Annotated in this window: 9 protein-coding genes; 8 read left to right on the top strand and 1 reads right to left on the bottom strand. The window is 59.4% G+C overall.

Annotated features, from left to right (window positions below):
* Positions 1 to 84 precede the first annotated feature (84 nt).
* The 7 genes from WMO23_RS01775 to WMO23_RS01805 are packed head-to-tail and all read left to right on the top strand — an operon-like array spanning position 85 to position 7,559.
* A complete protein-coding gene (locus tag WMO23_RS01775) occupies positions 85 to 1,017 on the top strand; it encodes an ABC transporter permease (RefSeq protein ID WP_292281770.1) in 933 nt (310 codons plus the stop codon).
* A gap of 2 nt (positions 1,018 to 1,019) precedes the next feature.
* On the top strand, positions 1,020 to 1,922 hold the full coding sequence (locus tag WMO23_RS01780; RefSeq protein ID WP_036200954.1) for an ABC transporter permease: 903 nt from the start codon (positions 1,020 to 1,022) through the stop codon (positions 1,920 to 1,922).
* A complete protein-coding gene (locus tag WMO23_RS01785; RefSeq protein ID WP_020310691.1) occupies positions 1,922 to 2,914 on the top strand; it encodes an ABC transporter ATP-binding protein in 993 nt (330 codons plus the stop codon). The genes WMO23_RS01780 and WMO23_RS01785 overlap by 1 nt, the downstream gene beginning before the upstream one ends.
* Positions 2,911 to 3,879, top strand: coding sequence for an ABC transporter ATP-binding protein (locus WMO23_RS01790; RefSeq protein ID WP_292105847.1), 969 nt, complete (start codon positions 2,911 to 2,913; stop codon positions 3,877 to 3,879). Before WMO23_RS01785 ends, WMO23_RS01790 begins: the two co-directional genes overlap by 4 nt.
* Positions 3,876 to 5,468: a peptide ABC transporter substrate-binding protein gene (locus tag WMO23_RS01795; protein WP_292281746.1), complete on the top strand. Its 1,593-nt coding sequence runs from the start codon at positions 3,876 to 3,878 to the stop codon at positions 5,466 to 5,468. The genes WMO23_RS01790 and WMO23_RS01795 overlap by 4 nt, the downstream gene beginning before the upstream one ends.
* Before the next feature lie 4 nt (positions 5,469 to 5,472).
* Positions 5,473 to 6,402: a S66 peptidase family protein gene (locus tag WMO23_RS01800; protein WP_020310694.1), complete on the top strand. Its 930-nt coding sequence runs from the start codon at positions 5,473 to 5,475 to the stop codon at positions 6,400 to 6,402.
* Positions 6,403 to 6,422: 20 nt separating this feature from the next.
* Positions 6,423 to 7,559, top strand: coding sequence for an amidohydrolase (locus WMO23_RS01805; RefSeq protein WP_296820853.1), 1,137 nt, complete (start codon positions 6,423 to 6,425; stop codon positions 7,557 to 7,559).
* Here WMO23_RS01805 and WMO23_RS01810 read toward each other — a convergent pair whose 3' ends face one another.
* Positions 7,560 to 8,915: an aspartate aminotransferase family protein gene (locus tag WMO23_RS01810; protein WP_020310696.1), complete on the bottom strand. Its 1,356-nt coding sequence runs from the start codon at positions 8,913 to 8,915 to the stop codon at positions 7,560 to 7,562.
* 179 nt (positions 8,916 to 9,094) lie between these two features.
* On the opposite strand from WMO23_RS01810, the gene WMO23_RS01815 reads away from it, so the two are divergent.
* Entirely contained in the window at positions 9,095 to 10,222 is a 1,128-nt protein-coding gene (locus tag WMO23_RS01815; RefSeq protein WP_292299234.1) for a PucR family transcriptional regulator, read from the top strand.
* Positions 10,223 to 10,503: the final 281 nt, after the last annotated feature.

Raw genomic sequence — 10,503 nt, forward strand, 5'->3', positions numbered from 1 at the left:
GCCTTTTCGGGGATTACAACTTGTCACGATGGGAACACAGCCTTATAATGAATAATATCTATGTTGGAAAGGAAGGAACCTGAATTGGCCATGTACCTTGCAAAGCGCCTGGCCGGCGCTTGTGTCGTCTTATGGGCGATCATCACCATTACTTTTGGCCTCATGCATGCCATCCCAGGCGGCCCGTTTACGCAGGAAAAGAAACTGCCGCCGGCCGTCATGGCAACCGTCGAAGCCCGATATCACCTCGACGAACCCTTATGGTCCCAGTACGTCGATTACGTCCGCCATGCAGCGGTCCTCGACTTGGGGCCTTCTTATAAGTATCCCGGCAAGACCGTCAACGATATCATTGCCGAAACCTTTCCCGTATCGGCCCAGCTGGGGCTCATCAGCCTCTTTTTGGCCATCGGTGCCGGCGTCCTGGCCGGCATGGCCGCGGCCTGGTATAAGAATACCTGGATCGACTACACCATGATGGTCGGCGCCACCCTGGGCGTCTCCGTGCCCAGTTTCATCCTGGCAGCGGTCCTCATCCAGCTCTTCGCCTTTACCTGGCCCATCCTGCCGGCGGCCCTGTGGAAGGGGCCGGCTTACGTTGTCCTGCCGGCCCTGGCCCTGGCGGCCCAGCCGACGGCCTTCATCATGCGCCTGACCCGGTCGAGCCTGCTCGATGCCCTGGGGCAGGACTATATCCGCACGGTCCGGTCGCGGGGCATCGGCACGCGGTCCCTCATCTGCCACCATGCCCTGCGCAACGCCCTGCTGCCTGTCGTCAGTTATATCGGCCCTTTGGCGGCGGCCCTCATGACGGGGAGCTTCATCGTCGAGACGATTTTTGCCATCCCCGGCCTGGGACGCCACTTCGTCACCAGCATTTATAACCGCGACTATACGGTCATCTTGGGCATTACGATTTTTTACAGTTTCCTCATCATGATGATGAATTTACTCATCGATGTCATTTATCCGCTCTTGGACCCGCGGATCACCATGGATGGAAAGAAGGAGGGCTGATGATGGATTTTACACCGCTTACGGCTGCTGACCGGACGGAACCCTATGTACCGCCCCAGACCCTGCGCGACCGGGGCTGGCGGCAGATGAAGAAGAACCGCCTGGCCTTATGGGGCCTGGCCATCGTCGTCGTCATGAGCCTCCTGGCCATTGCCGGCCCCTGGCTGGCGCCCTATACTTATGCCGACCAGGATTTGACGGCAGCCAATGCCTGGCCGTCGGCTGCGCACTGGTTCGGTACGGATTCCCTGGGCCGTGACCTCTTCGTCCGCGTCCTCTACGGCGCCCGCATTTCCCTGTCCATCGGCCTCGTCGCCAGCCTGATCAACGTCTTCATCGGCGTCATCTACGGCGGCATTGCCGGCCTCGTCGGCGGCCGGACGGACCAGATCATGATGCATATCGTCGACATCCTCTATTCCATTCCCATGCTGCTCTACGTCATTTTGCTCATGGTCGTCTTCAAGCCGGGCCTGCTCAACATCTACCTGGCCCTGGGCATTGCCTACTGGCTCAACATGGCCCGCATCGTCCGCGGCCAGATCCTCAGCCTGAAGCAGCAGGAATACGTCATGGCCGCCCGCTCCTGCGGGACGTCGACGTGGCATATCCTCTGCCGTCATATGATTCCCAACTGCGTCGGGCCGATTATCGTCACCCTGACCTTGTCCATTCCCGACGCGATTTTTACAGAAGCCTTCCTGAGTTTCATCGGCCTCGGCGTATCGGCGCCCATGGCCAGCTGGGGTGTCCTGGCTTCAGAAGGTATCAATAGTATGCGCTCCTTCCCGTTCCAGCTCGTCTTCCCGGCCCTGGCCCTGTGCATCACCATGCTGGGCTTCATGTTCCTCGGCGACGGCCTGCGCGACGCCCTGGACCCGCAGAACCAGAAGGAGGGACGCTGATGCAAGCCTTATTAGATGTACGCCATCTGACCATTTCTTTCCATACTTACCGGGGACTGCTGGAAGCCGTCCACGACGTATCGCTGACCGTCAATCCCGGCGAAACCGTCGGCATCGTCGGCGAATCGGGCTGCGGTAAATCCGTCACGTCCCAGGCGGCCATGAAGCTGCTGCCGGCCGAAGCGACGGAATATACTGGCGGCCAGATCCTCTGGGACGGCCGCGATGTCATCCCCTTGTCGGAAACGCAGATGAACCGCCTGCGCGGCCGCGACATGGCCATGATTTTCCAGGACCCCATGACGTCGCTCAATCCCGTCCTGACCATCGGCAACCAGCTCTGCGAGGGCATCGCCCTGCACCAGCACCTGGGCCGTAAAGCCTGTGAAGCCAAGGCCCTGGAACTGCTCAGAGCCGTCGGACTGACGTCGCCGGAAAAGCGGCTCCATCAATATCCCCATGAATTATCGGGCGGCATGCGCCAGCGCTGTCTCATCGCCATGGCCCTGTCCTGTTCGCCGCGGCTCCTCTTTGCCGACGAACCGACGACGGCCCTCGACGTGACGACAGAAGCCCAGGTCCTGGATGTCCTCAAGCGCCTCCAGGCGGAATTGGGCATGGCCGTCGTCCTCATTTCCCATAATCTCGGCGTCATCGCCCAGATGTGCCGCCGCATTTACGTCATGTATGCCGGCGCCATCGTCGAAGAGGGGACGGCCGATGATATTTTCTACCGCCCGGCCCATCCCTATACCCAGGGCCTCCTGGCCTCACTGCCGGACCCGGCCCAGAAGGATAAAGCCCTGACCGGGATCCCCGGCCAGGCGCCGGACCTCTTCCACATGCCCGAGGGCTGCCGTTTCTATCCGCGCTGCCCCCAGGCCATGAAGGCCTGCATGACGGCGGCGCCGCCGCGGGAAGAAGCCGGACCGGGCCATCATTACACGTGCTGGCTGGCCCAGGCCGCCGCGGCCAAGGAGGCATTGCCATGAACCTCATCGAAGCCAAACATATCAGTAAACAATTCGTCGTCCAGCGGGACTGGCTGGGACGGCCCAAGAAGACCCTGACCGCCGTCGACGACTTGTCCCTGACCATCGGCCAGGGCGAGACGGTCGGCCTCGTCGGCGAATCGGGCTGCGGCAAATCGACTTTTGCCCGGACCCTGCTGGGCTTATATGCCAAGACCGGCGGGTCCATTACCTATAAGGGCAGGGACATTGCCGACCGCGCTGTAGGCCGCGACTATCGCCGCCACGTCCAGATGATTTTCCAGGACCCTTATGCCTCGCTGGACCCGCGCATGACCGTCGAAGACATCATCAGCGAGCCCTTACGCAACTACCATCTCTGTCAGGATGACAGCCAGCGGCGCCAGCGCGTGGCGTCCTTATTGGAACAGGTCGACATGCGGCCTGAAGCGGCCCAGCGCTATCCCCATGAATTCAGTGGCGGCCAGCGCCAGCGCATCGGCATCGCCCGGGCCCTGGCCGTCGACCCGGAATGTGTCTTCTGCGATGAACCTATTTCGGCCCTCGACGTGTCCGTCCAGGTCCAGATTGTCAACATGATGCAGCGCCAGCAGCAGGAACGGGGCCTGTCCTATCTGTTCATCGCCCATGACCTGGCCATGGTCCATCACATGAGCCGCCGCATGGGCGTCATGTATTTAGGCCGCCTCGTCGAATTGGGGCCGGGAGACGCCGTCTTCCACGACCCGCTCCACCCCTATACGCAGATGCTCATCGCCTCCGTGCCCCGGCCGGACCCGCACTACCGGCGCCGGACCATCGTCTGCGGCGAAGTGCCGAGCCCCCTCGACTTGCCCAAGGGCTGCGTCTTCCATCCCCGCTGTCCCTACGCCGATGAAGTCTGCCGCATCGACGTGCCTCATTTCCGGCAGGTCGCAGACGACCGCTTCGTCGCCTGCCATCATGCGAGAGGAGGCAGACGATGAAGAAATTACTCTTACTCCTGAGCTGCCTGCTGACGGCCGTCCTCTTCAGCGGCTGCGGCATTCAGCACCCCGATACGGTCAGCTACGTCCTGGAAGCGGAACCGTCGCGGCTGGACCCGGCCATGACGACGGCCCTCGTCGAAAGCAATGTGGAACTGCAGATATTTGAAGGCCTGACCCGCCTCGACGATGACGATGTACCCCAGCCGGCCCTGGCCGAAAGCTGGGATATCTCACCGGATGGCAAGACGTATACCTTCCACCTGCGGCCGGGCATCGAATGGAGCGACGGCACGCCGATTACGGCAGACGACATCGAATATTCCTGGAAGCGCGTCGTCGATCCCGACGTAGCTTCGGAAAATGCCTATATGCTCTTTTGCATCGACAAGGCCGAAGACTATTTCAATAAGAAGGCCTCGGCCGATGCCGTCGGCGTCAAAGCCGTCGATGACCGGACCCTGGTCGTCCGCCTGAAGGAACCGACACCGTATTTCCTCAACCTGACGGCGTTCCACTGCTATTATCCCGTCCCCAGGAAGCTCGTCGAAGCCAAGCCCGATACGTGGGCTGCCGATGCGGACGGCATGGTCTGCAGCGGCCCCTATAAAATCGTTTCCTGGAACCATTCCAGTGAAATCGAAGTCGTCAAGAACGACCGCTACTGGGATGCCGGTTCGGTCATCCTGGACCACCTCGATTTCCCCATCAGCGATTCCCAGGCGACGCGCCTGACCCTGGTCGAAAGCAATCAGGCCAACATGACCGTCGAACCGCCGCCGGCCGACCAGGAACGGCTGGAACAGATGGGCCTCTACGAGATTGCTCCTTATCTCGGCGCCTATTACTACGTCTTCAACGTCCAGAAGAAGCCCTTTGACGACGTCCGCGTCCGCAAGGCCTTTGCCCTGGCCGTCCAGCGCCAGGGACTGATGAAGTACATCGTCCGCGGTGAAAAGGAAGCGGCCTACGCCTGGGTCCCGCCGGGACTGAAGGACAAGGCCACAGGCCGTGATTTCCGTAAGGAAGGGGGTAACCTCATCGCCGAAGACCCGGCCAAAGCCCGCCAGCTCCTGAAGGAAGCCGGTTACGATGACCAGCACCCGCTGCCGGAAGTGACGCTCCTCTTCAATACCAATGAAATGCACAAGGCTGTAGCCGAAGCCCTGCAGGCCATGTGGAAAGAAAACCTCGGCGTCGACGTCAATATTACCAACCAGGAATCGAAAGTCTTCATGGCCACCCGCGCCCAAGGCGACTACCAGCTGGCCCGGGCGTCGTGGATCGCCGATTACATCGACCCCATGACCTTCCTCGACGTCTTTGCCGATGACGAAAATGACGCCCAGTACCACAACCCGGCGTATAATGCATTGATTGCCAAAGCCAAGGCCAGCAACGACGAAAGACAGCGCATGGCCTATCTCCACGAAGCGGAACAGATACTCTTCGACGACTGCGTCATCATCCCCTTGTACTACACGACCCAGCCCTACGTGGCCCAGCCCTATATCAAGGGCTACCACTGGTCGCCGCTGGGACTGGTCGATTTCAAGAAAGCCTATATCGATGAATCAGAAAGGAAGTAGCCTTATGGAGTATACCTATGCAGAACCGTTGCAAGCTGGCGACACCATCGCCGTCGTCGCCCCGTCGTCAGCCCTGGCCGGTGACGACGTGATCAAGGGCCTCACCTTCTTGCGGTCCCTCGGCTATGAAGTGAAAATCGGGAAATCCGTATCTGCCTTTGATGGCTATCTGGCCGGCCCCGACCGGCTGCGGGCAAGGGATATCAACGAAGCCTTTGCCGACGACGCCGTCAAGGCCATCGTCTGCCTGCGTGGCGGCTATGGGGCGACGCGCATCCTGCCGCTCTTGGACTATGAGCTCATTGCGGCCCATCCCAAATTGTTCGTCGGCTTCAGCGATATTACGGCCCTGCATACGGCCTTCCTCCAGCGCTGCGGCTTCTGTCCCATCCACGGGACTATGGTCATGTCCCTGGGCCGCAATGCCTCGGAATATACGAAAGAGCAGTTCGCCTACGGCCTGCAGCATCCCTATGAAGCGCGGGAACTGCCGCTGCCGCCGGGCTGCCAGCCGGAAACCCTCGTCCCCGGTGCCGTCACGGGCCCGCTGGCCGGGGGCAATATGATGCTCCTGTCGGTCCTCATGGGCACGCCTTATGCCATCGATCCGCCAGACGGCGCCATCCTCTGCCTGGAAGAAGTCGGGGAAGAGGCCTATGCCCTGGACCGCATGCTCTGCCAGTTCGAGGAATCGGGCCTCATCGACCGCGTCCGGGCCATCGCCTTCGGCGAATTCCACCACTGCGGCCCTGACGAAGGCGCCCGTTATGAATGGACGGTGAAAGAAGTCCTCCAGGCTTATGCCCGCAAGTGGGGCAAACCGGCCGTCATGGGCCTGCCCTTCGGCCACGGTGCCGACAACGCCTGGCTGCCCCTGGGCCAGATGGCCGGTCTCGAAGCCCGCCTGGACGGTGTACGCTTTACGCTGCTGTAATTTGGATAGGAGAGATTCTCATGGAATATAAAGATTTGAAAGACCAGGCCTGCCGCTATGTAGATGAACTGAAACCGGTCATCTACGGCATTGCCGAAAGCCTTCACGACCACCCGGAAACGGGCATGAACGAAGTCTTCGCATCGGCGACGCTGAAAAAAATCCTGCAGGACCGCGGCTTTGCCATCGACAATCCCGTCGCCGACGCTTTCCCGACGGCCTTTCACGCTGTCTGCGGCCACGGTCCTTTTCAGATGGGCTTTTTGGCCGAATACGATGCCCTGCCGGAAATCGGCCACGGCTGCGGCCATAACCTCATCGCCGCCATGAGCGTCGGCGCGGCCCTGGCCTTTGCCAAAGCGGCCGGCGACAAGGCGACGGTCCACGTCTACGGCTGTCCGGCCGAAGAAACGGTGGGCAGCAAAGTCTATATGAGCGAACACGGCGTCTTCGACGGCCTGGACGCGGTGGTCATCGTCCATCCCGGTACGGATAAGACCTATATCGGCGGCACGTCCTATGCGACGCACCCCATGCAGTTCGCCTTCCTCGGCAAGGCGGCCCACGTCGCCGATGCGACCTACCACGGCGTCAATGCCCTCGATGCCCTCGTCGATTTCTATGGCTGCCTGAAGGCCTATGAAAAGACCTTGACCGAACGCCATATCATCGGCGCCATCATCACCGAAGGCGGTACGGCGCCGAACATCGTGCCTGACCGGGCTGTCCTCAAGGCGACTATCCGGGCCCTGAAAGTGGAATACCTGGAAGACAAGATGCTGCCGGACATAAAAAAAATCGCCCGTGACGTCGCCGACGCACACGGAGCGAAAGTGGAAATGGTCCATTATGAACCGCTCTATAAGAATATGATCAATGACCCCAGGATGGACGTTTACTTTGCCGACGCCTTCAACCAGCTCTACGAAGAATTCGGCATCCGCGACGACGACTATGCCGAAGGCTCGACGGACGTAGGCAATGTCAGCCAAATTACGCGGGTCAGCCAGCCGGAAATCTGCATCGGCTACGACATCAATGCCCATACGAAAGAATTTGCCCAAGCCGCTGGCAGCGACCTGGGCAAGATGCAGGCATTGACGGGCGCCAAGGCCATGGCCATGGTCGCCCTCGATGTCATGGGAGAGAAATACTGATTATTTCGTGCAGGTAATGATGGCCTGTTCCAGGATGTCCAGGCCGGCATCGAGCTGGGCGTCGGTGACGACGAGCGGGCAGAGGAAGCGGATGACGTTGTCGTAAATGCCGCAGTTTTCCATGATCAGGCCGTGTTGGGCCGCTTCTTTGATGACGGCTGTGACCAGTTCCGGATAGGGCTTCTTGCTGGCTTTGTCGTGGACGAATTCCAGGCCGAGCATAGCGCCTAAGCCGCGGTAGTCGCCGATGACGTCGTATTTCTGTTTCCACTGTTCATAGCGGGCGCAGACTTTCTGGCCGATTTCCAGGGCCCGGTCGGCCAAATGGTCCCGTTCCATGATTTCGATGACTTTCAGGGCCGAAGCGCAGGCCAGGGCGTTGCCGCCAAAGGTACCGCCGATGACGCCGGCCGGGACGGATTCCATGATTTCTTCGCGGGCTACGACGGCACCGAGGGGCACGCCGCCGCCGATGGATTTAGCCGTGGCGATGATATCCGGCGGGCAGCCGGCTTCTTTCCAGTATTCCGTCGCCAGCATGCGGCCTGTGCGGCACCAGCCGGTCTGGACTTCGTCGGCGATGAGCAGGATGCCGTTGTCGTCGCAGACTTTGCGCAGGGCCTTGATCCAGGGGATAGGAGCCGGGATGAAGCCGCCTTCGCCCTGGAGCGGTTCGACGACGATGGCGGCGACGTATTCCGCCGGCGAAGCGTACATGAAGACTTCTTTCAGGGAATTCAGGTAGAATTCCAGGGCTTCGTCATCGCTCATGCCAGCCGGTTTGCGGTAGAGATAAGGGAATTCGGCCCGATAGACGCCGTCCGGGAAGGGGCCCATGCCGCGGGCGTAGGCTTTCTTGGCCGTCATGGCCATGGTCATGAGCGTGCGGCCGTGGAAGGCGCCGGAGAAGACGATGATGTTCGGCCGTTTCGTATAGGCCTTGGCGACTTTGACGGCATTTTCATCGGCTTCAGCGCCGCTGTTGATGAAGAAGGAGCGCTTCTTGTCGCCCTTGACCGGCGCGATGGCGTTGAGTTTTTCCGCCAGGGCGACGTAGCCTTCATGGGTGACGATGTTGGCCATGGCGTGGAAATACTTCCCGGCCTGGTCCTGGACGGCTTTGACGACTTCCGGCTGGGAATAGCCGATGTTCAGGACGCCGACGCCGCCGACCCAGTCGAGGAAATAGTTGCCGTCTATGTCTTCAAACATGGCGCCTTCGCCGCGCTGGATGACTGTCGGATAGATGGTGCCGATGGCATCCGGGATGGCCTGACGGCGGCGGGCCAGGACGGCAGCGGCTTTCGGACCGGGAACGGTCTGGGTAACAATTTTCGGTAATTCATCTTTTAACATAATGTCTCCCCCTTATCAATGCAAGATACAAAGCCTTGGTGAGTGCTCTATGAAAGACTTTGCATGGATAATCTTAAATGATACGCTTATTATACGTTTTACTATTAAAAACAACAAGAAGCTGGGAAACCAAAGTTAAAAATATGATGTTGTGCTGACGACACAAAGGAGGGAGTCCCATGTCTCTATCCATCGCTCAACTTTACAGGCAGGATGAAAACAAATATAAACTGGACCTCCTGGCCGGACGGCAGGGACTGAGCCGCGACGTGGCCTGGGTGCAGGTCATGGAAGATGCAGACTATGGCACTTTTTTGCGGCCTCATGCCTTCATCTTCACGACGGGCCTGGCCAGCCCCGGCGACCCGCATTGGCTGGAAAACTTCGTCGATGCCCTGCTGGCAGCCGATGCGGCCGGCCTGGTCGTCAATACGGGAAAGTACCTCTTGCCGTCGGATATTACGGAAGCCTTGAAAGAACGCTGTGAGGAAGCGGCCTTCCCGATATTCACCATGCCTTGGGAAGTGCGCCTGGCCGACATTACCCAGTCCTTTTTGTCGGCCCTCTTTTTGACCAACCGTGAAGAATACCGGGCCATTACGGCGTGGAAGGAATTCCTCTTCGGCGTCCAGGGGTCGTCGGTCCTGACTGAACTGGCTCTGACGGGCTGGCAGGAAGAGGGGCCGTATACGGCACTGGTCCTGGCCGGCGCCGATGGCGATGTCGATTTTTTGGCTGACAGCAAATCCTTCCTCAACGGGCTGGACCAGCCATACTTTATATTTCCTTATAAGGACACGATCGTCCTGCTCCAGCAGGGAACGCTGCCGGCAGCACTCGTCGCCTGGCTCAAAGGCCATGACCGCCTGGTGACGGGCCAGGGCCTGACGGCGCCTGACTTGAAAACCCTGCCAGACAGCTGCCGCCAGGGGCAGCAGGCTTTGGTATGGGCCCGTCTCCATCAGCAGTCCTGGTGCTATTTCGGAGCCCTCGGCGCCTATGCCCTCTTCTTTTCTCAGCCCGATGACCGGGTGCTGCGCGTCCTACACGACCGGGCCCTGGGAGCCTTGCTGGCTTATGATGAAAGCCACCGGTCCAGTTTGTACGAAACGCTGGAAGCCTATCTCTGCCACGATGGCAGCCTGAAGGGAACAGCGGCCCAGCTCTACACCCATCGCAATACCGTAGCCTATCGCATCCACAAGGCGGAGAAACTCATTCCCTATGATCTGGCTGACTGGGAACAGCGGTTCACGGTCTTCCTGGCCTGCCATATCCACCGTTATTTTTCCCTGTTAGAAAAATAGTGTTGACATTTTGCAAGCTAAATGCTATTATATAGGAACCAGCTGTACTGAGACGGACGAAAGAAACGATAGGTTTGTTTTGTTGTGTCTGTATGAGTTCGCTTAGCGGACCGGCACTGATTGAGTTGAAAAAAGTTCAAATCAGGGCTTGACAGACTTCTCGGAGTTTGGTAAGATATACAAGTCGTCGCGATGAAGCGATGGCAACGATGACCTTTGAAAACTGAACAATGAACTGAATGAACGCCAACGTGCGAGGTTCTATTATATAGAACGTCAAA

Source organism: Megasphaera intestinihominis (assembly GCF_040096415.1).
GTDB classification, from domain to species: Bacteria; Bacillota; Negativicutes; order Veillonellales; family Megasphaeraceae; genus Megasphaera; species Megasphaera intestinihominis.